Raw genomic sequence first — 24,443 nt, forward strand, 5'->3', positions numbered from 1 at the left:
AGAGGATGGCAAGAAACATCCTCGTCGAAGTCAGCCCGATCAATAAGGCCACCGGTCTCCCGGTGACCCTTCGCATGTCGCATTACTCGACGGACGCCAACGGTGTGAACGTCGATGGTAAGGTCTGGCTTCCGCTGGTCGTGGAGACGCCGAAACAATCGGCTCGATTCTTCAGCGACGGTGCGCCGCAAGAAATCGAGATCAGTCACGGCAATCTGTCGTTCCAATGCCATAGCGACTATGGCTCGCTCGATTGGTCCAACTACTCGTGGGATGGCGCGTTCGGGCGCATTTGGGTCGGAGACAGCACCGGCGATTTCGCCAGCTACACGCAAATCTTCGAGGGCACGTTTGGACCTCTTCGCCGCAAGCGTCATGTCGCAAGCGTCACTCTTCTGGGGCCGGAGGCGATCCTCGACACCCAACTCTTGGCCGTCAGTTACGCGGGCACGGGCGGTGCGGAAGGCAACGAAGGTCTCAAGGGCATCCTGAAGCCTTGGGCGTCTGGTCCGTGCCAGAACGTCGAGCCGGTGCTCGTGGATGCGGTGACGTGGGTGTTTCAGGTCCATGGTCACGGCGTCATTGAGTCGGTCGAACACGTCTACGAAAACGCCCTCGACCTTGGCGTTCCTGTCGCTGATTTTCCGACATATGGCGCGTTGGCTGGCGCGACGCTCGAAGCGGGTCAGTGGGCGACGTGTCTTGCCCAAGGCATGTTCAGGCTGGCCAACGAACCGTCTGGCAAAATCACCGCCGACGTTCGGGGCGCGAAAGACGGCTCGACCTACGTCAGCACCGTCAGCGCCATCGCCAAGCACCTGATGAAAACGGCCGGGATTTCGACCGGTCAGCTTGACGCCTCACTCGACCTATTCGGCTCCGTTCAGTGGAGCTTCTACACCCGCGAGCAAATCTCGGTCGGTGAGGTCGTGCGCGCCGCGTTTCACCAAGCGGGCGGCTATATCTATCCGTCTCGAACCGGGCGTTGGGAAGCTGGCGACTGGTTCGGTTCACGAGCGGCCGGAACGATCAAGCAGGATCGTTCGGCCTTCCCGCTGGTCGTCGATCACGAGCAGCTTGAAGCCGCGCCTCCCTACTATCGGGTCAAGGTCGGTGCTGACCGCTGCTTTTCGGTCCACTCGTCGAATGAAATTTCGCCCTACCTAACGGAAGCCACCGACGAAGAGGCGCGGGCGGCGGCTGAAGCTGCTCGATTGCTCGCTGAACAGGCGGCGGCCGATGCGGCTGCGTCCATGGAACGGATTGACGCCATTACTGACGACAACGTGGTGGAACGCTCGGAAAAGAGCCTTCTGCTTCGCGAGATCGGGCGCATCAATGCGGAATTCAACGGCATCAAACAGACCGGCATCGCGCTCGGACTGACGACGCTCGCGAACCTTTACGAGGTCGCGAAGACCGATCTTACGGAATACATCGCCACCATCAGCCCGCCGCTGGATGACACCTCTTCGAACTCGCCCATCAATGGCGACGTCTTCGACGCCCTGTTCGACGCCTATTACGACGCTCGCCAGAACCTCTTGAACGGTGCGGCCACTCAAGGGGCCGTGGTCGGCTACCTGACCAATGAGAGCCACATGGTCGTGGCCGACGCCGCTGGCGCCGTGACGTCTGACGAACTGAGCCGCGCCGGTGGCCAGTTCAAGATTCTGAGCGGCCTCGCCGACGTGACGAACTCCGCGATTTTCTCGGTCGTCAACGAGGTCGGCGTAGACGTCAGCATTGCGGAGAATGGGGTCTATATCGTCGTCAACATGACGGCCGACTCCGGCTACGCCACGATGCGGGCGACCTACGGTTCGACCAGCATCGACAAGCGCTTCACGATCACCAAGTCGAAGCCGGGCGCGGACGGCGCCCCGGCGCGGACGATCTATGTCATCGGTGACCGTGCTCAGATCACATACAACGGTGCGGGTGCGGCTACGCCCGCCGTTCAGACCACGACCTTCACGGCGCAAAAACAGAACACCACTTCGACGGTGAACTGGACGGTGACGGATATGCTCGGCACCGCCAAGACGCCCGTCACGAGCTTCCTGTCGGCGGCTACCGGCGACACCGTGACGATGACCATCAGCCAGTTCGCGGCGGCTCGCGGCGGCACTCAGGGCGTCATCGTCACCGCCTCGGTGACTGACGGCGGAAAGACCATCAGCGACAAGTTCAGCGTGATCCGCGCCGCTGACGGTGCGAACGGCGTCGATGGTAACGACGGCGTGGATGGCGAACCCGGTCAGGATGGCGTCAGCCCCATCGTCGCGATCCTGACGAACGAGAGCCACACGGTCAGCGCCAACGCCTCTGGCGTCGTCTCGTCGTTCACCGGCGCCGGTGGATCGATGCGCGTGTTCGAGGGCCAGATCGAACGCACCGGTTCGGCGACATATTCGGTCGTTTCGGCGACGGGTGTGACGATCACGATCAACGCCGCTGGCACCTATACCGTGACCGCCATGTCGGCCGACACGGGCACCGCGACGTTGCGGGCCGTCTACAACGGCATGACGGTCGATAAGCAATACACGATCACCAAATCGCGCGCGGGTTCACCGGGGGGCGACGGTGCTGACGCCAAGCTGATCTTCCTCGAATCCACGCATATCGCGTTCACCTACAACTCCGGCTCGTCCACGCCGAACACTCAAACGACGACGGTTCGCGCGACCCGACAGAACACGTCGGTCGCTACGACTTGGCGCACGTTCAAGATCGACGGCACGACGGAAGTGGCGCTCTCGACCAGCTACACCAGCCGGTCGGGCGACGTGCTGACGATCAACCAAACTCAGTTCAACAACTTCTGCTCGGCTCAATCGACGACCGGCATCGTGATCGTTGGCCAGTTCACGGATGGCGGGGTCACGTTCACTGACCGCGTGTCGATTGTTCAGGTCCGCGACGGCGATCAGGGTCCGCAAGGTCCGACCGGCCCCGGCGGCCCTCAAGGCCCCCAAGGTCCGCAAGGTCCGACTGGCCCCACGGGTCCGGGCGGCGCCCAAGGACCGGGCGGCCCGGCTGGTCGTGCCTCTCTGACGTTCCAGCAGAACACCAATCCGACCGGCATGGCGGCGGGAGACACTTGGCACCGGCCATCCGATCAAAGCTTCTGGCGCTATAACGGCTCGGCGTGGGTGCGGGTGCTGGGCGCCGTGTCCGCGCTCGATCAGGTGACGGCGAACTTCATCAGCGTTGAGAGCCTGAGCGCGATCTCCGCGAACCTTGGGTCGATGCTCTCCACGAATTCGTCAGGCTCGAACACGATCTCGGGTCCGGTGATTGTCACGCGCAATCCGTCGAACGTCATCCAGTTCCGCGCCGGTCTCTGGTGATAAATAATCGCATGTTCATCCAATGTCTGGCGCTGACGCGCCAAGGGGTCGAAGCCCGCGCGCACCGTATCCATAGCCTCAACGTCAGCGACGACCGGGTTGAGATCACCATCAACTCATACGTCAACGAGACCGGCACCATGCCTGTCTGGCAAGACGCCTATCCGATGCCTTTTGACGACTTCTGTCTCGGCACCTATCCGCAAAACGTCCACGAGTGGCTGATCAGCCCTTCGGGTCCGTTCCTTGGCGGTTCGGTCGTGCTCGAAGTCAGCAAGTTCGAAGACCTCAAGGTCAAGACGCTCGCTCGCATCAATGAGCTTCGGAAGGCGGTCGCGGAAGGTGGATGCGAGACGCCGTTCGGCGTGGTGGACACGACGCCTACGAGCCAATCGAACATTCAGGCCGCGTTCTCGATGGCGACCTTGGCCAAGGCCAGCGGCCAGCCCTATTCGGTCGTGTGGCGGCGCCTCGACAATACTGAGGTCACCCTCGACGCGGATGGCGTGATCGCCATGGGCGCCGCCGTGCTGGCGCATATCGACCGGGCTTATCGCCACTCGTGGACGCTTAAGGCTCAGGTCGAAGCCGCGACTACCCTTGAAGAGCTTGAGAGCATGATCCTCGCCGGGTGGGCGACGCATTGGGAAGACCCGAACGCTGAACCCGAAACACCCGTCGAGGGCGAAAACGAGGGCGTCTAAATGCCCTCTGGAATTCAGACCTTCGACACGAGCGGGAACGTCCTGCTCGACACCTCGACGCTGACTTCGCGGATCATCGGGACGCGAACCGCTACCGCTGGTCATTTCGAGGCGATCACGGTTCCTCTGGCGAGTGGCAAATCCCTCTGGTGGCATTTCCACGTCAGCGGCTCTCTGGCCGCCTACTGCTACCGCCAAATCTTCGTCGATGGGTCTCAGAACCAAGGCGCAAACCAGTTCACCATTCAGGTGGATGGGCCGTCATGGGGCGCCCCTCAGAACGGCACGGCATACATTTGGTATGGTGAGCACGGTGGGTCGGCCTCCAACGGCGGGAGCACCCAACCCGACCGCATCCCGAACGCGATCACGCTCTCAAACATCACGTTCAACACGAACGACAACACCGCGAGCGCCAATCGAACATGGCAAGTCTCCGGCATCAATCAGACGGTCGGCATCAAGGTCATCCGCCATACGAACGCCCAAGGCGGGAACATGTCGGTCAACCGCACCTACGTCCGCACGGCGAGCAGTCAGAACGGGCCGTGGACGACGCACGGCACCATGATCACGAACGGCGAGGTCGAAATCCTCGTCACTGATGGCATGTGGATTCAGATCGCCGTCGAAATGACGACCTCAAGCGGCCGGGCGACGGCAAGCTATGGCCTGACTCTGACGAACAATTGGGATGCCTCGACTTACGCGGGGTGCTCGGTGTCGGCCACGCTGGACGCCGACAACAACTACGGCGTCACCGATGCGACGCTTGACCCTCTGAATTGGGCGAACATCAGCGCCTCGGACTCTCGTCAGGATTACAGCACCCAAAACGCCTACCTGACCCTCTCTGGCATCAATACGACGGTCAACCTTCGCGCTGCGCTATCGAACGTCACCGGCACCTTCAGTGCGGGCACCCGGCTCGAAATGTGGGTCGGTGGGGCGATGCGCTACCACTCGACAAACGTGGCCAACGGGAGTTGGGCGGGGGGCAATTTCAGCAACGGCGAACAGGTCTGCTTCGTCGCTCGATGCGTCGCCACCGGCACAATCGAGCGCAACGTCTCTTACACGGTGACGGTGACGAACCAGACGACTGGCGCGACCATCGACACGTTCACGGTCAACCAGACCGGCAACGTTGCTGACGAAACACCCGACACGATCAACTTCCCGACGTTCAACGTCTCTTCAAATGATCCTGACGTGTCGTGGTCTTCCACGTCCTATGGAACCCACACGGTGACCGGCATCAATCGGCCTATCACCGTCCGCTTCGAACGCTACGATTTCACCGGCAACGCGGTCCTCCATATCGACTGCTTCATCTGGCCACCCGGCGCGTCGGACTGGCAACACGTCGGTTATTTCACCGCTTCGAACGGTGGCTATCAGTCACTCGACGTGCCGAACATCGTGAATGGCACCCGGATCGCCATGAACCCGCATGCTATCTCGACGGGAGGCCGTCGAACGGCATCCTGTCGGCTTGTTCTCTGGAGCATGACCGGAACTGGTGGGCAGTTCATGACGACCGGGACGTGTCAGTTCGTGGTCGATAACGACAACAACTATACGACGCCTGACACAACGCCTGATCCGGTCGGTGCTCTGAACGCGATTGCGCCGTCCACTACCGCCGAAGTGGCATGGGGCGCCCCGCGCAATTTTCAGATCACCGGCATCAATCAGCCGATCACATTGCGGGTCACCAAGTCGCATGTGGCTCAAAGCGGCAACCTCGCCCGAAAATGGCTCTACGTCAGAACCGGGACGGATGGGACCAATTTCAACGAAATTGCGATCCTCCAAAGCGACAATCAGACGTTCGATTTCACGGTTTCGAACGGGACGTGGGTTCAGTTCGGAATTCAGGTTTTGACGAGCAGCGGTTACGCCAACGCGCAATGGAACGTCACGGTCAGCAACCTGACGGCTGGCGGAACCATCACGTCGATGGGCGTCAACGCGACGGTCGATAGTGACAACAACTTCAACATGCCGGTCGGGCCGACCGGGAGCCTCACCCCGTCCTTCATCAGCGGCTACAACTCCGCTTGGGACACGTTCAGACCGGTGACGGCTTCAGCAAGCGCCAGCCTCTCTATTAGCGGCGGATCAGGCCCCTACAGCGTCGTCGCCGAACTTCAGAACGTCAATGGAACACAGCCTTTGACCTCTACGGCCACCAACTCGGTGACCGTGCGAGTCTCGTCGGCGAACTATGTTTACGCCACCGGTCAGGTCAGGGCGCGTATCACCGACGCCAACAATCAGGTCGGGTATTCGAACTGGATCAATTACGAACTCCAGATCGACAGCGGAACCATCGGGCCAGACGTCTAAATATCCGATGGCAGTAGGCTTCCAATCATGGACCGATAGCGGCGTCATCCAAGTTGACACCAATTATCCCGTGCTCTGCTTGCGGAGCACCGGGACGGCGACCGCGACCACAGTTCACCCCGCGAGCGTCAGCACCGGTCAACGGTGCATGTATGTCGATCTCACCTTCAACACGATCTCGGCGCCTATGCTCGCGTTCTATGGCCCCGGAGCATATGGCGTTCTTGCGGTCAGCGTGACCGGATCGACGTGGAAATTCCGCGTCGCATCGCTGGCCAACCAGACCATCGGCAATCCACCCTTCAAATGGCTGCTCTTCGACAAACCGGTTGTGCGTTCGTCGGGAGCCGGTGCGGAAGCTTTTGACGCCTCCGGCAACATCGTCTGGTCGTCGTTCTACCCGCCGCTCAAAGTCGCGTCATTCGTCGGTGATGGTGGCGCGTCGAGTGGCGGCTACCACGAGACGCAACTTCCCTCGAACCGCCAATATGCCGTGGCGTTCAACGCTCAGATCACGCTCTATGAGAACAGCGAGCACTACACGAACCAACAGGTGTTCACTTACTGGACCTACGACTTCACCGCTGGCTATGCAGAGACCACGGCCTCGCCATATGACGCTACGAAAAAGCGTTGCGGCATCACAACGCAGACCATCAACGGAGGCGTAAACGAAGGCTCACAAAGTCCAGCTTATCCGTCCGGTGATCTCGGTGGTTGGGGGTCCGCGTCGTCAGCCCTGATCCTCGACGTGACGGGGCACGTCTGATGATCCTGCTCGGTTCAGCAGCGGCGATCCGCAACAACTGTCTCCCGGCGTGGCGCGAAGGCATGGCCATCGCGGACTACGATCTCGTCGGCACGGATGACGAGTTCAAGGCGCTCGTCGCCTACTTCAAAGGGCTGGGAAAACACGTCCTCGCTCACGACCGTGGCGTCACTCACAAGGCGATCCGCGTAGCGGACGACTATCGCACCAGTGAGCGCATCCTGATCGATTGGGTGACCATGGCGCCGGAGAGTTCACGCATTCTCGACCGGCTTACGGATTTCGATGATGGCGAGGTCTTTGGGTTCCCGGTTCGGCTTGCGTCACCGCTGACCCAATACGTCACCAAGCGCGCCTACGGCCGATTTTTCGATCTGGAGAAGATCGAGAAAGACGTCGCGCACTGGCGTCAGATGGTCGCTGACGAAGGTCTGACCCTGACCCCGGATCACGTCGCGCTCTTCAAAGCGATCAGGGCTGAGTATGCGGAGCGCCTAAACAAGGCATGACGGGCACTCGCCCATAAATAGTTCATGCTGAAGAACCTCCCGAAACCGACGACCTTCGAACAGGGCCAACGCCTGATGTTCGGCCTCATGATGGTCGGTGCGGGCATTTTCAACGGCGTGGGCGCGGTCGCTCTGACGATCTGGTTCGCGTGGTTGGCCTTCAAGCTCCCGGCGCATCAACTCCCGATCATCTACGTTCTGGCTGGCTCCCTCACGGGCGCCATCGTCGGGATGATGATCGTGTTGATCTCGATGGCCGTGGGTGGCCCGGTTGGGAAGCTAAAGGCTTCGGCATCAAGAGAAGGCGTCAGCCTCGAAGCTTCGGACGACGATGAGCCGCGCCGACGTGGACACCCTCCGGCTCGTGAGTTCGAAGCCGATGAATGCTGACAAACCCGAAACCGCCATCGCGGTCCTGACAAACGAAATCCGACACCTGACGGAAGGGTTCAACCGGCTCGCCAGTGAGCTTCGTCAGAGCCGCGAAGCGTCCGACAAAAAGTTCGAAGCGGTGGAGCGCAAGCTCGAACAGAAGGCCGACGCCAGTCGCGTTGCTGAGCTTGAAGATTGGGCGAAGTGGGTGAAGCGGACGGTCATCGGAGCGGTGATCGCGGCGGTCTTGGGAAGCGTCGGCTATGCTGGTTTCAGCATTTCCAAGGCGAACGCGGCGCACCCCGCGAAGGCTGAAGCGCCCCGAAACGGCTGACGGTCGAAAATATTTTCGTGCACCAAAACCGAGTCGGATCAGGCGCTTAAGTAATGTGTCAAACTGTAGTTGCCTTGATGAAGGCGTAGACGATCACCGGGCCGCAGAATTTGAAGCCGCGCGCCTTCAGGGCCTTGGCCATGGCGACGCTTTCCGGCGTCTGGGTCGGGGCCTCGCGGAAGTCGCTCCACTGGTTCACTAGCGGTTGACCGCCGACGAAGGACCAGAGCCAGGCCGAGAAGTCCTCGCCGTTGTCGCGCATGTCCAGCAAGATTCGAGCGCCGTTGATGGCCGCGTCGATCTTGGCGCCAGAGCGGATGATGCGCGGGTCGGCCAGCAGGCGGGCGCGGTCGGGCTCGCCATAGCGGGCGACGATCTCGGGGTCGAAGTCAGCGAAGGCCTGACGCATCCCTTCGCGTTTTCTCAGGATGGTGATCCAGGCCAGCCCGGCCTGAAAGCCGTCCAGCACCAGCTTCTCCCACAGGGCGCGGGCGTCGTACTCGGGCACGCCCCATTCCTCGTCGTGATAGGCGATGTAGAGCGGGTCGGTCGTCCCGCACCAGCCGCAGCGGCCGATGGCATTGTCGGTGGCGGCTTTCTCGGATTCGGTCATGGGGCGATGTTGCTGGAATGTTCTGGGGTGGCAAGGGGAAACCATATCCGGTCATCCCGGCGGACGCCGGGATCCAGCAAGAGCCTCAGGCGCCACCTTACGAAGCAGAGCTTTGACCGTCAGCGCTGCGCTTGCAGCCAAAGCACTGGATCCCGGCGTCCGCCGGGATGAGCGGTGAGGGTTTGGGGCAGCGAAAAGGCACGGCGTCGCCGCCGGACCTCTCGCCACGTGGGACTGACCGCTTACAAACGCTCGACCGTGTAGCCGCGCGCCTTCAGCATATCGATGACGCTGTCCTGATCGGCCAGATGGGCGACGCCGACGGCGATGAAGGCCGTGCCGGAGCCCTGCATCAGGGTTTCGATCTGGCTGGTCCAGTCGGTGTTGCGGGTGATCAGGACAGCCTGGTGAACTTCCTCGTGCACGTCGCGGGTATCCATGCGGTTCAGGCGTCCGATCCCGGCGGCGTCGCCCTTCAGCCAGGCGTCTACCGTCTGATCCAGGTGGGTCACCACGCCGTCGCCCGCGCGGACATAGTTGTTCAGATAGGCCACCTGGGCTTCTTCGCTCATGCCGGCGATCAGGCGGACCTGACGGTCGGCGGTTTCAAGGCCGTGGACGGTCTTGCCCTGGGTGCGAGCACGATCCACCAGCACCTTGTCGGCGCCCGCTTCGGCGCTGAAGCCGGCCTTCATCGGCGGGGACACCGCGACCATGAAGGCCGCCAGCCAGGGGCGATAGGGATCCAGCGCGGCGCCGCTGGCGCCGCTGGCCTGGGCCGCCCTGTCGAAGGCGGCGAAGTCAGCGGGGGAAAGGACGGACGACAGCGGTCGGTCGGGGCTGGCGCCATACTGCTGGATCACCGGCATGATGACGGACTGATCGTCGGGATTGGCGATCTCGACCCAGATGTCCGAGGCGCTGGCGAATGCGGCGTCCACCTTGTCCGAACCCCAGGCCGTGCCGGGGCGCAGGATATGGATGGTGCCGAAGAGATAGACGGTGGAGTCCTCATCCTTGACGACCCACAGCGGCGGGCCGGCGCCTTCGGCGCGGGGAATGGGGGCCACGGCGGCGGCGGGCGCGGCGACGACAGCATCCTGAGCGTGGGCGGCGCCGGGGAAGACGGCCAGAACGGCGCTGCGGCCAGGGCGATGCAGGCGCCGAAGGCCAGGCGCGAGACGTGGTTGGCCGTACGGCCCATGCGGTTGGGGAGGGTCATTGGGAAGTCCTTGGATTGTGGGGTGTTCAGGAGGGGCCGATCAGGTCAGCGGCGGCGTTAGCCCGGGAAGGCTGGAAGGTCAGCGCGGGGTCGAGACGGCGGCGGGGGCGTCGAACCATGCGGCGGCCTGGCTGGGGCTGGGGAGGGCCATGACGGCGAGGCTGAACAGAAGGGCTCCGCAGACGCCCAGGGCGAAATCGGAGACGTGTTTGGCCGCTTGGCCCATGCGGTTGGCGCAGGTCATAGGGTAGTCCTTTGAATGTAAAGTTGTTTTAGGGTCGGTGGGGCGCGGGGTCGCGCCGGGATCACTGAACAAAGATGGCTTCGATCGGTCGGCCGAAGAGGCGGGCGATGCGGAAGGCCAGGGGCAGGGAGGGGTCGTAGCGGCCCTTTTCCAGCGCCTGGATGGTCTGACGGGAGACGCCGAGCTGTTCGGCGAGGTCGGCCTGGGTCCAGTTGCGCTCGGCGCGGAAGACCTTGAGGCGGTTGACGAAATCGCTGGTCATCGGCGGGCTATCCACCAGAAGCACCAGGCGAGGGTGTAGCCGACGGCCTGTGCCGCGAAGGCGGCGGCGAGGCCCACAGCAATCAGGGCGGCGTCGGTGTGCGGCACGCGGGCCGGCAACAGGTCGACCCCGTTCAGGGCGGCGATGACGACCGCAGCGCCGCCGACGACGAAGCCCAGGTTGCCGCCCCACCACCAGGCCCACTTGTGGGCTTCCTGGGCGGCTTCATCGAGGGCGCGCCACCAGTAGAGGGTGTGCAGGGCCAGGAAGACAGCCAAACCAGCGGCCAGGACGACCACGCCGATCGACGGGGCCTGGCCCCAGCTCGCAGGCCAGAAGGGGGTGGCGGCCGTGGCGCTGACGCCGACCACGGTGAGGGCGCCCAGGCCGATCGTCAGCTCGTCCATCTTCTTTGTGTCGGCGGCGGTCTCGGTGGCGGTGTTAATGACAAGCTCCCCTGTCGTTGTGACAAGTGAACTTTACCAATGCCGCGTTCTGCGTCAAGCGACTTTTACATCGTGACAAGCAGATTTTCCGTTCCGCCGAAATTAGCCTTGAAAATCAGGGATCCAGCCTGGCTTTTCGGCGCGAACGGGACGACCGTCCACGCTCAGCTCGCCCTCCAGACGGTCCAGACGGAGCAGGGCGATGGCGCGGCCGTCGGCGCCGGTCATGACTTCGCCGGCGCGAAGTTCGCCGTTCAGCACCTCAGCGCCGCGTTCGGGGGCGGCGCCGTCGAAGGCGATGGCCATCATGCGGTTCTTGATCGTGCCGCGCCGTTTCATCCGCGAGGTCGTCTCCTGACCGATGAAGCAGCCCTTGTGGAAGTCGATGCCGTTCAGCAGGTCGAAGTCCGCCTCGATCGGATAGGTCTTGTCCAGCAGCGTATCCGCGGTCGGGTCGGGCACGCCAAGGCTCAGGCGGTGCGACTGCCAGTCGGCCTCGGTCGCGTCGGTCTCGCACTGATCGCCCCAGCGGCGCCCGCCGAGTTCGGGCAGGCGGGGGTCGGGGATGAAGCCTTCGGGGATGTCGCCGCCCCAGGCGACGAAGACGGCGTCGGGAATGGGCATGACCTCGACGTTGGAGCGCAAGCGATACATCGACAGCCGCTGGACCAGGGCGTCGCGCCGCTCGGTAGCGACATCCAGCACCACGCCGTTTTCCTCGCCCCAGAGGAAGAGGTCGAACAGCAGCCGGCCGGGTGGAGACAGCAGGGCGCCGAAGCGCAGGGCGCCGGGTTCCAGCGTCTCCACGTCCTGCGTCAGCAGGTTGTGAAGGAAGGGGCGGGCGTCAGGGCCGGTGACACGGATCAGGGCGCGGCTGTCGAGGCGGGCGATGGACATGCGGCCAAGATAGGGAGGGGCGGAGGGAAGCGACAGGGCTTCTGTGTCCTTCTCCCCTTGAGGGAGAAGGATCAGCAGACTGCATACCTCGCGACGACCCCGTCCGGCTGAAAGTCATGCTCGGCCAGCCTGTCCAGCGAGGCGAGGACGCGGGCGAGGAAGTCCGCGGGATCGCCCTCTTCAATCGCGGGGCGCAGCCAGTCGGTGACGACGGCGCGGGCCGGGTAGGTCCCGACCGGGCCGGGAACGCTGAGAGCCACCTCGACCCCCTCGGCGATCCAGCCGGCGACCGTGGCGAAGAAGTCCATGCTCGCCAGGAAGTCGGAACGGCGCACGACATAGAGGGTGATCTCCCCGCGCTCGACGCCGTCCGGGCGGATGATGACGCCGCTGCGGTCGGGCCGCCAGTCGTCGGACAGTTCGACCGCACGCCACAGGCAGAACCAGACGCGGCAGGTCTGGGGCCGGACCTCATGCACCGAGCATCCCGCCCCATCGACGCAATAGCCGCACAGCTCGCCCGTGGGCTTGGCCAGTTCGGGCAGGTTCAGCGGGATGACGCGGCAGCACTCGACGCAGCCGCCGCAGGTCCGATCAGGCAGAAGGGGAAGGCTCATGACGCATGCCTTAGCGCATCAGAGGCGGAAAGCGCAGGCGTCGTGGGTTACGGGTCTTGCGTTCGTGTCATTATGTAGAATACGTTTTGACATAATGAGAACGGCGCTCAAGCCGAAACGCAGTCGGGAAACGCATCCAGTGAGACACGTCTTCGCCATTTCCTTCCTAGCCCTCGCCGCCGTGGCGGGTCCCAGCCTCTATAGCGGCGACGCACGGGCCGAGGTCATTCGCGCCAATACTCCGGCGGTCGGTCTGACCATCGACCGGATCGGCGCCCTGCCGGATGCGGAGCGCGGCGCCTGGGCCGACTATCTGGCCCGCTCTCAGGCCCAGCATCTGGCCGACCGCGCCGCCCTGGCCGCCGAACTGCCGGCGGGCGTCGCCCCGCCGCCGCCGCCATTGGCCATTCGGGGCAACAGCTCGCACATGCCGCTGGATCGCCCGGCCGAATGGTACGGCACGGCCGAGGCCCGCGCCGTGGCCGATGCGGTGGTCAGCTTCCAGACCCCGGCCGGCGGTTGGAGCAAGAACCAGGACCGCAGCCTCAAGCGCCTGCCGGGGCAGCGGTTCTCGAACGACGCGGAGACGATGGAGCAGAACCCGGCCAACTTCGATGCTCCCGCTGACCGGTTCTGGACCTTCGTCGGCACGCTCGACAACAACTCCACCTGGACCGAGATGCGTTACCTGGCCAAGGTCGCAGCTCAGGCACCGGGGCGCGAGGGCGACGCCTGGCGGGCCAGCGTCATCAAGGGCGTGCATTACCTGCTGAACGCCCAGTACCCGAATGGCGGCTGGCCGCAGATCTGGCCGCTGGAAGGCGGCTTCCACGATTCCATCACCTTCAACGACAACGCCGTCGCTGAAGCCGCCATGGTGCTGCGCGACGTGGCCAACGGCGCGGAAGGCTTCGGCTTCGTGCCGCCGGAACTGGAAGTCCGCGCCGCCGAAGCGGTGAAGAAGGCCATCGACGTCACCCTGGCCGCCCAGGTGCGCAAGGGCGATCAGCTTCAGGGCTGGCCGCAGCAGGTCGAGCCGATGCGTCTGGTCCCGACCAGCGCCCGCAACTACGAGCCGCGTTCGATCGCCAGCGGCGAGACCACAGACATCCTCGAGTTCCTGATGGGCGAGCCCAACCCGTCGCCAGAGGTCAAGGCGGCGATCCGTGGCGGCGTGGCCTGGCTGGAATCGGTGCGCGTCTATGACAAGTCGTTCGAAATGACCGACGACGGCCGCAAGCTGATCGACAAGCCCGGCGCCGGGCCCCTGTGGTCGCGCAACTATGATCTGGTCACCGGCCGTCCGATCTTCGGCGACAAGGATCAGAGCATCCACGACGACGTCAACGGCATCTCGGTCGGGCGCCGCAACGGCTATTCGTGGTGGCTGTCGGCGCCGCAGCGCGCTCTGGACCGCTATGCTGTCTGGTCGGCGGCGAATCCCTAGGACAGCGCCGCGCTTTATGGTCGCCGATCCGTCTTCCGATCGGCGACCGGTGCATCATCGCTGAATTCCGTAGAGAATCCCTCTAGGGTCGCCTGATGCATGGGCGTTTCCCGATCCTCTATATCGCCGAGGCGGACGCTGAAGAGGCGGTCCTCTCGTCGGGGACGCTCGCCCATCTGGTCGAGGCCATCCCGCACGCCACCTTCACCGTCGTCGGTTCGCCGGCCAGCGCGCCGCTGTTCGCGGACACGCCCAGGCTGGAGCGGCTGATCGTTCTGGACCGCGACGGGCGCTGGGACTGGATCGCCCTGTGGAACCAGGTGCGTGAGACCAACTGGGGGCTGGTGGTCGACCTGCGCGGCTCGACCCTGTCGGGCAAGCTGCGGCGCCAGAAGCGGGCGGTGAAGGGCAAGGTCCTGCCTGACGTGCATCTGGTCGAACAGGCTGCACGCGTGCTGCAGCTTGACGAGATCCCGGCGCCGAAACTGTTCGTCGGGCGCGACACGCAGGAAGCGGCGGACGCCCTTGTTCCTTCGGGCAAAGGGCCGATCCTGGCCATCGGACCGGGCGTGGACTGGATCGGCAAGCGCTGGCCCGCCGACCGCTACGCCAAGGTCGCCCTGTCGTTGCTGGGCGAGGACGGGCCTCTGGCGGGCGGACGGCTGATGATCGTCGGCGAGGAAGCCGACCGCGACGCGGCTCATTCGATCCGTTTCGCGGTGAAGCGTGAGCGGGTCATTGAGCTGCAAGGACGACTGACGCGATTGCAGACGCTCGCGGCCCTGTCGCGGGCAGATTTTTATATCGGCGGCGACTCGCTGTGGACTCAACTGGCGGTCGCTGCGGGCGTACCGGCGGTCGGGGTGTTCGGCCCCTCGGACGAGGTGCTGCGCCGCCCCTGGACCGGGGTTGCGGTGCGCGGCCCGCGCAGCCTGCAGGAGTTCGTCGACCTCGACCCGCGCCTGAACCAGCATATCCAGCACATGATGGACCTGCCCTATGAGCGGGTGCTGAAGGCGTCCAGGAAGCTGCTGGCGCAACTGGTCGACTGAGGCTTCGGGGCTTGTCCCCTGGGGCGTCGAACGCGCATAAGCGCCTCGACCTCAGGAGACGCCAATGACACAGACCTATGACCTGATCGTGCGGGGCGGCGAAGTCGCCAACCATGCGGGACGTGGCAAGGCCGACGTCGGCGTCATCGACGGCCGCATCGCCTTCATCGGCGACCTGTCCCAGGCCTCGGCCGGCGAGGTGTTCGACGCCACGGGCCTGACCGTCCTGCCGGGCGTCATCGACACCCAGGTCCACTTCCGCGAGCCGGGTCTGGAATGGAAGGAAGACCTCGAGACCGGCAGTCGCGCGGCGGCCCTGGGCGGCGTCGTCGCCGTGTTCGAGATGCCCAACACCAACCCCAACACCACCGACCCCGACACCATGGCCGACAAGCTGGTGCGGGCCAAGGACCGGATGTGGACCGACCACGCCTTCTACGTCGGCGGCACGCATGAGAACGCCGGGCACCTGGCCGATCTGGAGCGGTTGCCGGGCTGCTGCGGGGTCAAGGTCTTCATGGGCGCCTCGACCGGCGACCTGCTGATCGCCGACGACGAGGGGGTGAGGAAGGTGCTGTCGAACGTGCGCCGTCGCGCCACCTTCCACTCCGAGGACGAATACCGACTGGTCGAGCGCCGCAGCCTGGCCCGCACAGGCGACTGGACCAGCCACCCCGAGGTCCGCGACGCCGAAAGCGCCATCATGTCCACCCGCCGTCTGGTCGGGCTGGCCAAGGAAACCGGCGCCCGCATCCACGTCCTGCACGTCACGACCAAGGATGAGATGGAGTTCCTGCGCTTCCACAAGGACGTCGCCACCGTCGAGATCACGCCCCAGCACCTGACCCTGGTGGCGCCCGAGGCCTATCAGCGGCTCGGCGCCTATGCCCAGATGAACCCGCCGATCCGGTCGCAGGAGCATGTCGACGCCCTGTGGCTGTGGGGCATGCAGCAGGGCGTGGCCGACGTGCTGGGCTCGGACCACGCGCCGCATACGAAGGAAGAAAAGTCCAAGCCCTATCCGGCCTCGCCGTCAGGGATGCCGGGGGTGCAGACCCTGGTGCCGCTGATGCTGACCCATGTGGCCGAGGGCCGCCTGTCGCTGGAACGCTTCATCGACCTGACCTCGGGCGGGGCGCAGCGGGTGTTCGGCACGGCCAACAAGGGGCGGATGGCCGTCAGCTATGACGCCGACCTGACCATCGTGGATCTGAAGGCGAAGAAGACCATCAGCCACGACCAGCAGGCCAGCCGCTGCGGATGGACCCCCTTCGACGGCTTCGAGACGACCGGCTGGCCGGTGGCCACTATCGTGCGCGGCCGGGTGGTGATGAAGGACGGCGAACTGATCGGCCAGGCGCACGGCCAGCCGGTGCGGTTCCAGGAGACCCTGGCGGGGTGAGCGCGCCCAGGCCCACGCTCGGCCTGATCGGCTTCGGCGCCTTCGGGCGGCTGACGGCCAAGCATCTGTCGCCCTGGTTCGACATTGTCGCCTATGACCCGGCGGCCAGCGACGGCGAGGGGCTGGTGCGGCTGACGACGCTGGAAGAGGCGGCGGCCTGTCCGGTGGTGGTGCTGGCTGTGCCGGTCGGGGTTCTGGCCGAGACGGTCGCGGCCATCGCTCCGTCCGTGACGCCGGGCGCCCTGATCCTCGACGTCGGCTCGGTGAAGGTGAAGCCGGCCGAGGTCATGCTGGAGGGCCTGCCCGAGGGCGTCCAGATCGTCGGAACCCACCCCCTGTTCGGTCCCCAGAGCGGCAAGGACGGCATCGCGGGCCTGCGCATCGCCGTCTGTCCGGTGCGCGGCGACAAGGCGGCGTGGCGGGTGGCCGCTTTCTGTCGCAAGGCGCTGGGGCTCAAGGTCTTTGTCGTCACGCCTGAGGATCACGACCGCGAGGCGGCCACGGTCCAGGGCCTGACCCACCTGATCGCCAAGGTTCTGCTGGCCATGGAGCCGCTGCCGACACGGATGACCACGACCAGCTTCGAGCGCGTCATGCAGGGCGTGGACATGGTCCGCCACGACAGCGCGGCGGTGTTCCGCGCCATCGAGCACGACAACCCCTACGCGGCCGAGGTCCGACGCCGCTTTTTCGACCTGGCCGAACAGGCGCGGGCGGAGCTGGAGGGCTGAAGGCCTCGCCTATTTCAGAATGAAGGCCGCGACCGCCTCGATCACGCCGGGGGCCAGGGGCAGGGCCGGGTCCAGATAGGTCGCCACATTGGCGGCGCGCTCGGCGGGCGCGGTCTTCAGGACGTGATTGACGCCATCCCAGATCACGAGCTGCGCGCGGGGCTGGGCGGCCTTGATCGCCTCGGCGTCGGTCAGCGTCACCTGCAGATCCGTGGCGCCCTGTCCGATGAAGATCGGGCCGTCGTAGGCAGCGGCCAGTCTGGCTGGATCCAGCGCCAGCCAGGAGATCAGGTAGGGCTGGACTGAAGGACGAAACAGGGCGGCCAGTTCGACCGGCGGGTCGGCGACAGTGCGGCCGGCCTCCAGTTCGCTGACGACCTCGCTGGCGCGGCTGTTCAGCGGCTCCGGGAGAGCCGTCATCTGCTCGCGCAGCACGGCTCCGGCCGGACGTCCGGCGCCAGACAACAGAACCAGGCCGCAGATCCTGTCGTCGTCGGCGGCGACGGCGGCCAAGGCGATCAGCGCGCCCTCGCTGTGGCCGATCAGCCATGCGCAGGGCTGGCCCGCCTTCGTGGCCGCCTCGTCCGCCCAGGCGCGGGCGTCGGCGACATAGGCGCTGAAGCGCAGCTCGGCTTCGGCGGGACCGGCGGCGGCGCTCTCGCCGACGCCCCGCTTGTCGATGCGGATCGTGGCTATGCCCCGCTCGACCAGGCCCTCGGCCAGCAGGCGATAGGAGGCCGCGCGGATGGCGAACTGGGCGCTGTTCCCGTCGCGATCGGTCGGGCCAGAGCCAGGCAGGATGAGGGCGACGGCCTGCGTTTGCCCCTCCGGCGTGAGCAAGGTTCCGTGCAGGGGCGCTGGCGTCGAGGCCAACTGAACCGGCGTGGAAACCGGCGAGAGCAGCAGGGCGGCGGCGAGGGTCAGCATGGTCGTCTCCGTCTCGATGTCTGGGCTCAGAAGGGCTGGCGGTCGGGGTCCGTGCGCCAGACGCGCCAGCTTTCGATCACCGACCAGACGGCGGCGATCAGGACGCCCGTGATCAGGGTGATCAAGCCTGCGGGCTGGGCGACCAGGGGGCTGGACGCTAGACCGGCCGCTCCCAGCCAGAACATCAGCCGGCCGGCCAGGCGGTTGGAGCGGTCCCAGGCCAGCTGCGACTTGTAGGCCCAGGGCGTCTTTACTCCAATGAAGGGATTGGGGCCGACACGGCCCAGGGTCGCGCCCGTGATCAGAAGAATGAAGGCGGTGAAGGCCATGGCGGCGCCCGGATGGCCCGCACCGGCCGGGGCGGCGGGACCGAGGCTGGACCAGCCGATGAAGGCGGCGATCGCGCTCACGATGATGATCGACAGCCACTGTCCGCGGCGAAGTCCCTTGCGGCGGATCAGGTCCGGCGTGGAGTCGGCCTGTCGTCCGACCATCCAGGCCGCCAGCAGGTTCAGCAAGGCCAGTCCGGCCAGGACCGCCGCGACCTCGTAGCGACTGCCGTAACGATCGGCCTGTCCGGCGGCGTCAAAATGCACGGGGATCGGCGTCTCGGGACCATAGATCGCTATCCATGCTGCGCCCGTCAGGATCAGAAGCGTGACGATGGCGGCGACCGTGTCGGCCAGGGCGGGGTGTTTCATCGGATCTCTTCCTCGTCCGTCTTGCCGGTTCCTGTCAGGTCCAGAAGGAAGGCCATGGCCTCTTCGACCGCCGAGATTTCCAGCCGGTAACGGATCGACTGGCCGTCGCGCTCGGTGCTGACCAGTTCGGCCTCCTTCAGCGCGTTGAGGTGTCCGGTGACCGTCGGCCAAGTCATGTCAAAGGCGGCGGCGATGTCGCCGGACGCCAACGGGCCTGTCCGCAGCATGGCGATGATGCGTCGCCGCACCGGATGGGACAGGGCTTTGAACAGGCTGTTCATAAGGGGAGAAGCTAATTAGGAAATCTACTAAATGCAACCAGTGTTTGTTCAGGGGCGGCTGGCCTTGGCCGCAGGCGCGGCCTATGGCTGAGGCTGCTTCATTCTTTGCGAGTCGTTCTCATGGAAATCCGCGATCAGATCGTTCTCATCACTGGCGGCGCGCGCGGCGTCGGCGCGGCGACGGCGCGGGCCTTCGCCGGGCAAGGCGCGCGGGTGGTGATCAACTGGCGCGCGAGCGGCCCGCAGGCCGAGGCCCTGGCGGTCGAACTGGGCGAACGAGCTGTCGCCATCCAGGCCGACGTCACGGACCGTGCGGCGGTCGAGGCCATGGTGGCGCAGGCCGAGGCTCATTTCGGCGGGGCGATCAGCACCGTGGTCAACAACGCCCTGGACTATAGCTTCAACGGCGACGCGCGGGCGCAGATGGCCGACATTCCGTGGAAAGACATGGAGCGCCAGTTTTCGACCGTGATTCACGGCGCGCTGAATGTCATCCAGGCCACTGCGGCGGGCATGAGCGGGCAGAGGTTCGGCAGGGTGGTCAACATCGGCACCAACCTGTTCCAGAATCCGGTCGTGCCCTATCACGACTACACCGCCGCCAAGGCGGCCCTGCTTAGCCTGACGCGCACGGCGGCGGGCGACCTCGGCCCGGCGGGGATCACCGTCAACATGGTCTCCGGCGGACTGCTTCGGACCACGGACGCCAGCGCGGCGACGCCGGATGCGGTGTTCGACCTGATCGCCGGCATGACGCCGCTGCGTTCGGTGACGACGCCGCAGGAGTTCGCCGATGCCGTGCTTTTCTTCGCCTCGCCGTGGAGCCGTGCGGTGACCGGGCAGAACCTGGTGGTCGACGGCGGGCTGGTCCGCGACTAGGCGGTCTGACCGCACCCCTTGGGCGGGTCGATCAGTCCCAGAGGGGCAGGGGCGGTGGTGACGATCGAGGGCCGGGGCGTGAAAAGGACCTCGCTCATCAACCCGCCGCCGTGCGCCGGTCAGAGATGGGTCTTGAAGAAGCGGATCATCTCGCTGTTCAGGCGTTCATGAAACGCGGCGCGGTCGAAGCCTGGGTGGGCGCGCAGATCATCGGAGCGTTGGCGGCCAGTTCGGGCGAGCAGGGCGGCATGAAGTCGAAATGGCCGGCGCCGTCGATACGCTTGTACTCCGGCGGCCGCGGCAGGGCGTCGCGCACCGGTTCGGCGTAGAAGGGCGCGGGCAGGATCTGGTCGGCCCCGGCCTGCCACAGCTGGACCGGCTGGTTCACATTGGCCAGGCCCGCGCGGGTGAAGGTGAAGCCCAGGGCCGGGGCGGCGACGACCAGGGCCTTGAGGCGGGCGTCGTGCGGCAGGCGCGGCGCGCCCTGGCTGTTGTTCATCGTCTCTGAGTAGCGGCCCACGAGACGGCAATCATAGAATCCCGGGTTGGCGCGGCAGTGATCGACCATTCGTGTCAGGTCCGGGTTACCGCCCGCCGCGGCCAGCACGGTGAAGCCGCCGGCGGAGAAGCCGAAGGCCCCGATCCGCTCTGCATCGATCCCGGTCCTGCCTTCCCATTGGCCCAGCATGTGGTCGATCAGAACCGATGGCTGGCGGGTGCGGCCGACGACATCGGTGGCGCGGCTCTGGTCGCGCCAGTTGTCGCCGGTGTGGGTCAGGGCCGCGACGACGAAACCGGCCTTGGCCAGGGCCTGGACCGTGTCGCGATGGCTGCGAAAATCGCCGCCGTTGCCATGGGAGACGACGATCAGCGGGCGCGGCGCCGTGGCCGCCTCGGCCGGATACCAGACGCCCGCCTCGATGGCGGGCTGATCGCCGTCTCTCACGGTCAGGCGGGAGAAGGCCACGCCGTCCCGGATCGTCGGGCCGACTTGCGCGGCCGACTGGGGGGGCGATTGGGGCGCGGCCTGAGGCAGGCTTGGCGTGGCGGCTGTGGCGCTGGGGGCCAGCAGGATGGAGGCGGCGGCGATCAGGGCGGCGGTGGACATTGAAAGGGCTTTCTCAGCGGCGGGTGATGAGGCTGTGTGAGGCCGCTCCCCGTCGTCGCGCCAGCCAAGATGGGCGAACGGGCGAACGGGTTCGTGGCCGGGCGAACGGCTGCAATCGCCCGCAACGCTTGCTAGGGTGGGGGATGGAATCGACGGGTCTGAAAAACAGGCGATGGCGAGCGGCGGCGGCCGGGTTCGCCGTCTCGACCGTCGTGGGGCTGACCCTTGGCGCGATCGGTCCGTTCGGCAGCTATCTGAGCGGAACCCTGCCGGGGCGCACGGCCTATTGGGTGGTCTGTCTGTGGGGCGGATGGCTGGCGTTCGGCGTCAGCCTGCCGATCCTGACGCGGTGGGCGAAGGGGCGGGGCGTTTCGGCCTGGCTGTGGACGCCGCCGGCCATCGCGGTTCTGACCCTTTTGCCCGCCGTGCTCAGCCGTGTGCTGGCGGTCAGGCTGTGGCCCGTGGTCGGTCAGGTCGGCTGGCTGGAGTGGTATGGTCAGGGTCTGGTGATCAGCACCCTGGCGACGCTGGGCATGATGTGGGCCACGCGATCGCGAGACGCCGTCCCCGCAGGACCCGACACGTCGTCCGCCGACCCGCGTGACCGGCTGCCGCCCCGGCTGGGACGCACCGTGCTGTGCCTGCAGATGGAGGATCACTATGTCCGGGTGCACACGCCGCAGGGTTCGGCCCTGGTGCTGATGTCCCTGTCCCAGGCCATGGCGGGGCTGACGGACGTGGAGGGGGTGCAGACCCACCGCTCGTGGTGGGTGGCGCGGGCGGCCATCATCGGCGTGGTCGAAGACGGACGAAAGCTGCGGCTGCGTCTGACCGGCGGTCTGGAGGCGCCCGTCTCGCGCGCGCGGATCGGAGCCTTGCGCCAAGAGGGCTGGCTGGCCGTCACGCCCGCGAGTTGATGTGTTCTGGCGGGCAGGATGGCGGTTCCCGGACCGCCAACGGCGCTAGGCGGATCTGATCGCGATGGCGGACAGGTCATTGGCGGCGTCGATCGGCGTGCCCGACGCCTTACGTTCGGAGTAGCGATCAACCAACTGGCCCGCATGGCCGCGGGCCAGGACGGTGAAGCGCACCAGTTCCTCCATCACGTCGACGATGCGGTCGTAGTAGCTGGACGGCTTCATGCGGCCGTTGTCGTCGAACTCCATGAAGGCCTTGGCCACGCTCGACTGATTGGGGATGGTGATCATCCGCATCCAGCGGCCGAGCAGGCGCAGGGTGTTGACCGCGTTGAAACTCTGCGAGCCGCCGGAGACCTGCATGACGGCCAGGGTGCGGCCCTGGGTCGGGCGCATGCCGCCCATGTTCAGCGGCAGGTGGTCGATCTGAAGTTTCATGATCCCGGAAATCTGGCCGTGGCGCTCCGGGCTGCTCCAGACCATGCCTTCGGACCACAGGGCGTGCTCGCGCAGTTCGTGGACGGCGGGGTGGTCGTCGCCGTCGACCTGATCGGTCAGCGGCAGGTCGGACGGATCGAAGATGCGCGTCTCGCAGCCCATGAAGCGCAGAAGGCGGGCGGCCTCCTCGACGCACAGCCGGGAATAGGACCGGTCCCGCAGCGAGCCGTAGAGCAGGAGGATGCGCGGCGGATGGTCGTTCGGGCCGAGGCCCAGCGCCGGCTGGCTGGACAGGTAGGCCGAGTCGAGCGCGGGCAGGTGGTTCGGATCGGGCAGGTCGCGGAGGCGGGGCATCAGCAGACGTCTTTCTTGGGCGCGGTCGCGGGGAAGTAGCGGCGGCCCAGCCACAGGGCGACCGAGACCAGCAGGATCAGCACCGGCACCTCGACCAACGGGCCGATGACCGCCGCGAAGGCGACCGGCGAGGCCAGACCGAAGGCCGCGATGGCGACGGCGATCGCCAGTTCGAAATTGTTGGAGGCGGCGGTGAAGGCCAGGGCCGTGGTGCGCGGATAGTCCGCCTCGATCAGCCGTCCCATCAGGAAGCTGACCACGAACATGACGAAGAAGTAGATCGTCAGCGGGATGGCGATGCGCAGGGCGTTCAGCGGCAGGGCGACCACTTCGCCGCCCTTGAGGCTGAACATGGCGACGATGGTGGATAGCAGGGCGATCAGGGTGATCGGCGCGATGCGCGGCAGGAAGCGCGTCTCGTACCAGTCGTTCCCCTTCCTCGCGACCAGGGCGCGCCGGGTCAGGAAGCCGCCGAGGAAGGGCAGGCCCAGATAGACCAGGACGGCGCCGGCGATGGTCCAGACGCTGACGTCGACCACGCTGCCCTCCAGCCCGAAAAGGGGCGGAAGCACGGTCAGGAACAGCCAGGCGTAGAGGCTGAAGAAGGCGATCTGGAAGATCGAGTTGAAGGCGACCAGACCCGCCACATACTGGTTGTCGCCGCGCGCCAGCTGGTTCCAGACCAGCACCATGGCGATGCAGCGGGCCAGACCGATCAGGATGACGCCGGTCATGTATTCCGGCTGGTCGCGCAGGAAGAGGACCGCCAGGGCGAACATCAGCACCGGCCCCAGCACCCAGTTCTGGAACAGGGACAGCAGCAGCACGCGCCTGTCGGCGAAGACGCGCGGCAGTTCCTCGTACTTCACCCGCGCCAGCGGCGGATACATCATCAGGATCAGGCCGATGGCGATGGGGATGTTGGTCGTTCCGACCGACAGGCCGTCGATCCAGGCGGGCAGACCCGGCGCGACCGTACCCAGCAGCACTCCCAGCGCCATGGCGGCGAAAATCCACAGCGTCAGCCAGCGGTCGAGGAAGGACAGGCGGCGTTTCGGCTGTCCAGTCATTGCGGCGTCGACCATCAGCGGACCCTCCGGCCCTCGGCGTCGATGACGACTTCGCCGTCCTCCTTGGTGAAGGGCTTCAGGTCCTCGGATGGCAGAAGATCCAGGACCGCCTCGGACGGCCGACACAGCTTCACGCCCAGTGGCGACACGACGATGGGGCGGTTCAGCAGGAGCGGGTGAGCCTCGACGGCGCCCAGCAACTGGTCATCGGTCAGGTCGGGATCGCCGAGGCCCAACTCGACGAAGGGCGTGCCCTTCTCGCGCAGGAGGCTGCGTAGCGGCACGTCCATCCGCTTGACCAGCCCCAGGATCATGGCGCGACTGGGCGGCGTCTTCAGATACTCGACGACGTGCGGCTCGATCCCGACGTGGCGGATGAGGGCCAGGGTGTTGCGCGACGTCCCGCAGGCGGGGTTGTGATAGATGACAACGTCCATGA

27 protein-coding genes are annotated in these 24,443 nt (G+C 65.7%); 13 read left to right on the plus strand and 14 right to left on the minus strand.

What is annotated here, in order from left to right:
* Positions 1-5: 5 nt before the first annotated feature.
* From ACOZBP_RS08435 to ACOZBP_RS08465, 7 genes are all read left to right on the plus strand, one after another.
* A complete protein-coding gene (locus ACOZBP_RS08435; protein WP_422675974.1) occupies positions 6-3,356 on the plus strand; it encodes a hypothetical protein in 3,351 nt (1,116 codons plus the stop codon).
* An 11-nt stretch (positions 3,357-3,367) separates the two neighbouring features.
* The gene (locus tag ACOZBP_RS08440) at positions 3,368-4,060 is read left to right on the plus strand and encodes a DUF4376 domain-containing protein (RefSeq protein ID WP_422675975.1); all 693 of its coding nucleotides are present in this window, start codon (positions 3,368-3,370) and stop codon (positions 4,058-4,060) included.
* Positions 4,061-6,412, plus strand: a complete 2,352-nt coding sequence (locus tag ACOZBP_RS08445) for a hypothetical protein (protein ID WP_422675976.1) — start codon at positions 4,061-4,063, stop codon at positions 6,410-6,412.
* 148 nt (positions 6,413-6,560) lie between these two features.
* Entirely contained in the window at positions 6,561-7,181 is a 621-nt protein-coding gene (locus ACOZBP_RS08450) for a hypothetical protein (RefSeq protein WP_422675977.1), read from the plus strand.
* Entirely contained in the window at positions 7,181-7,690 is a 510-nt protein-coding gene (locus tag ACOZBP_RS08455) for a hypothetical protein (RefSeq protein ID WP_422675978.1), read from the plus strand. The genes ACOZBP_RS08450 and ACOZBP_RS08455 overlap by 1 nt, the downstream gene beginning before the upstream one ends.
* Positions 7,691-7,714: 24 nt before the next feature.
* A complete protein-coding gene (locus tag ACOZBP_RS08460; RefSeq protein WP_422675979.1) occupies positions 7,715-8,080 on the plus strand; it encodes a hypothetical protein in 366 nt (121 codons plus the stop codon).
* The gene (locus tag ACOZBP_RS08465) at positions 8,022-8,396 is read left to right on the plus strand and encodes a hypothetical protein (protein WP_422675980.1); all 375 of its coding nucleotides are present in this window, start codon (positions 8,022-8,024) and stop codon (positions 8,394-8,396) included. Before ACOZBP_RS08460 ends, ACOZBP_RS08465 begins: the two co-directional genes overlap by 59 nt.
* A gap of 58 nt (positions 8,397-8,454) precedes the next feature.
* Here ACOZBP_RS08465 and ACOZBP_RS08470 read toward each other — a convergent pair whose 3' ends face one another.
* From ACOZBP_RS08470 to ACOZBP_RS08500, 7 genes are all read right to left on the minus strand, one after another.
* Positions 8,455-9,009 (minus strand): DNA-3-methyladenine glycosylase I, encoded by a 555-nt coding sequence (locus tag ACOZBP_RS08470; RefSeq protein WP_422675981.1) that lies wholly within the window; start codon positions 9,007-9,009, stop codon positions 8,455-8,457.
* A 242-nt stretch (positions 9,010-9,251) separates the two neighbouring features.
* A complete protein-coding gene (locus ACOZBP_RS08475; RefSeq protein WP_422675982.1) occupies positions 9,252-10,079 on the minus strand; it encodes a TraB/GumN family protein in 828 nt (275 codons plus the stop codon).
* Positions 10,080-10,310: 231 nt separating this feature from the next.
* Positions 10,311-10,475 carry a hypothetical protein gene (locus ACOZBP_RS08480; RefSeq protein ID WP_422675983.1) on the minus strand — a complete coding sequence of 55 codons (165 nt, stop codon included), beginning with the start codon at positions 10,473-10,475 and terminating at the stop codon, positions 10,311-10,313.
* A 61-nt stretch (positions 10,476-10,536) separates the two neighbouring features.
* Positions 10,537-10,737, minus strand: a complete 201-nt coding sequence (locus ACOZBP_RS08485; RefSeq protein WP_422675984.1) for a helix-turn-helix transcriptional regulator — start codon at positions 10,735-10,737, stop codon at positions 10,537-10,539.
* Positions 10,734-11,144, minus strand: a complete 411-nt coding sequence (locus tag ACOZBP_RS08490; RefSeq protein WP_422675985.1) for a hypothetical protein — start codon at positions 11,142-11,144, stop codon at positions 10,734-10,736. Before ACOZBP_RS08490 ends, ACOZBP_RS08485 begins: the two co-directional genes overlap by 4 nt.
* Positions 11,145-11,285: 141 nt before the next feature.
* Entirely contained in the window at positions 11,286-12,080 is a 795-nt protein-coding gene (locus tag ACOZBP_RS08495) for a YgfZ/GcvT domain-containing protein (RefSeq protein ID WP_422675986.1), read from the minus strand.
* Positions 12,081-12,151: 71 nt separating this feature from the next.
* A complete protein-coding gene (locus ACOZBP_RS08500; protein WP_422675987.1) occupies positions 12,152-12,697 on the minus strand; it encodes a hypothetical protein in 546 nt (181 codons plus the stop codon).
* Between the two features lie 139 nt (positions 12,698-12,836).
* On the opposite strand from ACOZBP_RS08500, the gene pelA reads away from it, so the two are divergent.
* The 4 genes from pelA to ACOZBP_RS08520 all read left to right on the plus strand — a co-directional run bounded on the left by pelA (position 12,837) and on the right by ACOZBP_RS08520 (position 17,329).
* A complete protein-coding gene (pelA, locus tag ACOZBP_RS08505) occupies positions 12,837-14,144 on the plus strand; it encodes a pectate lyase (RefSeq protein ID WP_422675989.1) in 1,308 nt (435 codons plus the stop codon).
* A 95-nt stretch (positions 14,145-14,239) separates the two neighbouring features.
* The gene (locus ACOZBP_RS08510; RefSeq protein WP_422675990.1) at positions 14,240-15,196 is read left to right on the plus strand and encodes a glycosyltransferase family 9 protein; all 957 of its coding nucleotides are present in this window, start codon (positions 14,240-14,242) and stop codon (positions 15,194-15,196) included.
* A gap of 64 nt (positions 15,197-15,260) precedes the next feature.
* The gene (locus ACOZBP_RS08515) at positions 15,261-16,598 is read left to right on the plus strand and encodes a dihydroorotase (protein WP_422675991.1); all 1,338 of its coding nucleotides are present in this window, start codon (positions 15,261-15,263) and stop codon (positions 16,596-16,598) included.
* On the plus strand, positions 16,595-17,329 hold the full coding sequence (locus tag ACOZBP_RS08520) for a prephenate dehydrogenase/arogenate dehydrogenase family protein (protein ID WP_422675992.1): 735 nt from the start codon (positions 16,595-16,597) through the stop codon (positions 17,327-17,329). Before ACOZBP_RS08515 ends, ACOZBP_RS08520 begins: the two co-directional genes overlap by 4 nt.
* Positions 17,330-17,338: 9 nt before the next feature.
* On the opposite strand, the gene ACOZBP_RS08525 is transcribed toward ACOZBP_RS08520, so the two are convergent.
* From ACOZBP_RS08525 to ACOZBP_RS08535, 3 genes are read right to left on the minus strand one after another with little or no spacing between them, the layout of a single operon-like run.
* Positions 17,339-18,256 carry an alpha/beta hydrolase gene (locus tag ACOZBP_RS08525; RefSeq protein WP_422675993.1) on the minus strand — a complete coding sequence of 306 codons (918 nt, stop codon included), beginning with the start codon at positions 18,254-18,256 and terminating at the stop codon, positions 17,339-17,341.
* Between the two features lie 26 nt (positions 18,257-18,282).
* The gene (locus ACOZBP_RS08530) at positions 18,283-18,957 is read right to left on the minus strand and encodes an SdpI family protein (RefSeq protein ID WP_422675994.1); all 675 of its coding nucleotides are present in this window, start codon (positions 18,955-18,957) and stop codon (positions 18,283-18,285) included.
* On the minus strand, positions 18,954-19,238 hold the full coding sequence (locus tag ACOZBP_RS08535; RefSeq protein WP_422675995.1) for a metalloregulator ArsR/SmtB family transcription factor: 285 nt from the start codon (positions 19,236-19,238) through the stop codon (positions 18,954-18,956). Before ACOZBP_RS08535 ends, ACOZBP_RS08530 begins: the two co-directional genes overlap by 4 nt.
* 120 nt (positions 19,239-19,358) lie before the next feature.
* Between ACOZBP_RS08535 and ACOZBP_RS08540 the strand changes: the two genes are divergently transcribed.
* A complete protein-coding gene (locus ACOZBP_RS08540) occupies positions 19,359-20,117 on the plus strand; it encodes a 3-oxoacyl-ACP reductase (RefSeq protein WP_422675996.1) in 759 nt (252 codons plus the stop codon).
* A 157-nt stretch (positions 20,118-20,274) separates the two neighbouring features.
* Here ACOZBP_RS08540 and ACOZBP_RS08545 read toward each other — a convergent pair whose 3' ends face one another.
* Positions 20,275-21,225, minus strand: coding sequence for an alpha/beta hydrolase family protein (locus ACOZBP_RS08545; RefSeq protein WP_422675997.1), 951 nt, complete (start codon positions 21,223-21,225; stop codon positions 20,275-20,277).
* A gap of 143 nt (positions 21,226-21,368) precedes the next feature.
* Here ACOZBP_RS08545 and ACOZBP_RS08550 point away from each other — a divergent pair, with 143 nt between their 5' ends.
* Positions 21,369-22,142 (plus strand): LytTR family DNA-binding domain-containing protein, encoded by a 774-nt coding sequence (locus tag ACOZBP_RS08550; protein WP_422675998.1) that lies wholly within the window; start codon positions 21,369-21,371, stop codon positions 22,140-22,142.
* Positions 22,143-22,187: 45 nt separating this feature from the next.
* Here the strand turns inward: ACOZBP_RS08550 and arsH are convergent, their stop codons facing one another.
* From arsH to arsC, 3 genes are read right to left on the minus strand one after another with little or no spacing between them, the layout of a single operon-like run.
* Positions 22,188-22,934 carry an arsenical resistance protein ArsH gene (gene arsH / locus ACOZBP_RS08555; RefSeq protein ID WP_422675999.1) on the minus strand — a complete coding sequence of 249 codons (747 nt, stop codon included), beginning with the start codon at positions 22,932-22,934 and terminating at the stop codon, positions 22,188-22,190.
* Positions 22,934-24,019: an ACR3 family arsenite efflux transporter gene (gene arsB, locus ACOZBP_RS08560; RefSeq protein WP_422676000.1), complete on the minus strand. Its 1,086-nt coding sequence runs from the start codon at positions 24,017-24,019 to the stop codon at positions 22,934-22,936. The genes arsH and arsB overlap by 1 nt, the downstream gene beginning before the upstream one ends.
* Positions 24,019-24,441: an arsenate reductase (glutaredoxin) gene (gene arsC, locus ACOZBP_RS08565; RefSeq protein WP_422676001.1), complete on the minus strand. Its 423-nt coding sequence runs from the start codon at positions 24,439-24,441 to the stop codon at positions 24,019-24,021. Before arsC ends, arsB begins: the two co-directional genes overlap by 1 nt.
* Positions 24,442-24,443 lie beyond the last annotated feature (2 nt).

Source organism: Brevundimonas sp. NPDC058933 (genome assembly GCF_049315965.1).
Taxonomy (GTDB): Bacteria; Pseudomonadota; Alphaproteobacteria; order Caulobacterales; family Caulobacteraceae; genus Brevundimonas.

Bases quoted from the DNA above. Each gene is read 5' to 3' on its own strand.
- ACOZBP_RS08435 (WP_422675974.1), top strand. From the start codon at position 6: ATGGCAAGAAACATCCTCGTCGAAGTCAGCCCGATCAATAAGGCCACC.
- ACOZBP_RS08440 (WP_422675975.1), top strand. From the start codon at position 3,368: ATGTTCATCCAATGTCTGGCGCTGACGCGCCAAGGGGTCGAAGCCCGC.
- ACOZBP_RS08445 (WP_422675976.1), top strand. From the start codon at position 4,061: ATGCCCTCTGGAATTCAGACCTTCGACACGAGCGGGAACGTCCTGCTC.
- ACOZBP_RS08450 (WP_422675977.1), top strand. From the start codon at position 6,561: ATGTATGTCGATCTCACCTTCAACACGATCTCGGCGCCTATGCTCGCG.
- ACOZBP_RS08455 (WP_422675978.1), top strand. From the start codon at position 7,181: ATGATCCTGCTCGGTTCAGCAGCGGCGATCCGCAACAACTGTCTCCCG.
- ACOZBP_RS08460 (WP_422675979.1), top strand. From the start codon at position 7,715: ATGCTGAAGAACCTCCCGAAACCGACGACCTTCGAACAGGGCCAACGC.
- ACOZBP_RS08465 (WP_422675980.1), top strand. From the start codon at position 8,022: ATGAGCCGCGCCGACGTGGACACCCTCCGGCTCGTGAGTTCGAAGCCG.
- ACOZBP_RS08470 (WP_422675981.1), bottom strand. From the start codon at position 9,009: ATGACCGAATCCGAGAAAGCCGCCACCGACAATGCCATCGGCCGCTGC.
- ACOZBP_RS08480 (WP_422675983.1), bottom strand. From the start codon at position 10,475: ATGACCTGCGCCAACCGCATGGGCCAAGCGGCCAAACACGTCTCCGAT.
- ACOZBP_RS08485 (WP_422675984.1), bottom strand. From the start codon at position 10,737: ATGACCAGCGATTTCGTCAACCGCCTCAAGGTCTTCCGCGCCGAGCGC.
- ACOZBP_RS08490 (WP_422675985.1), bottom strand. From the start codon at position 11,144: ATGGACGAGCTGACGATCGGCCTGGGCGCCCTCACCGTGGTCGGCGTC.
- ACOZBP_RS08495 (WP_422675986.1), bottom strand. From the start codon at position 12,080: ATGTCCATCGCCCGCCTCGACAGCCGCGCCCTGATCCGTGTCACCGGC.
- ACOZBP_RS08500 (WP_422675987.1), bottom strand. From the start codon at position 12,697: ATGAGCCTTCCCCTTCTGCCTGATCGGACCTGCGGCGGCTGCGTCGAG.
- ACOZBP_RS08510 (WP_422675990.1), top strand. From the start codon at position 14,240: ATGCATGGGCGTTTCCCGATCCTCTATATCGCCGAGGCGGACGCTGAA.
- ACOZBP_RS08515 (WP_422675991.1), top strand. From the start codon at position 15,261: ATGACACAGACCTATGACCTGATCGTGCGGGGCGGCGAAGTCGCCAAC.
- ACOZBP_RS08525 (WP_422675993.1), bottom strand. From the start codon at position 18,256: ATGCTGACCCTCGCCGCCGCCCTGCTGCTCTCGCCGGTTTCCACGCCG.
- ACOZBP_RS08530 (WP_422675994.1), bottom strand. From the start codon at position 18,957: ATGAAACACCCCGCCCTGGCCGACACGGTCGCCGCCATCGTCACGCTT.
- ACOZBP_RS08535 (WP_422675995.1), bottom strand. From the start codon at position 19,238: ATGAACAGCCTGTTCAAAGCCCTGTCCCATCCGGTGCGGCGACGCATC.
- ACOZBP_RS08540 (WP_422675996.1), top strand. From the start codon at position 19,359: ATGGAAATCCGCGATCAGATCGTTCTCATCACTGGCGGCGCGCGCGGC.
- ACOZBP_RS08545 (WP_422675997.1), bottom strand. From the start codon at position 21,225: ATGTCCACCGCCGCCCTGATCGCCGCCGCCTCCATCCTGCTGGCCCCC.
- ACOZBP_RS08550 (WP_422675998.1), top strand. From the start codon at position 21,369: ATGGAATCGACGGGTCTGAAAAACAGGCGATGGCGAGCGGCGGCGGCC.
- arsH (WP_422675999.1), bottom strand. From the start codon at position 22,934: ATGCCCCGCCTCCGCGACCTGCCCGATCCGAACCACCTGCCCGCGCTC.
- arsB (WP_422676000.1), bottom strand. From the start codon at position 24,019: ATGGTCGACGCCGCAATGACTGGACAGCCGAAACGCCGCCTGTCCTTC.
- arsC (WP_422676001.1), bottom strand. From the start codon at position 24,441: ATGGACGTTGTCATCTATCACAACCCCGCCTGCGGGACGTCGCGCAAC.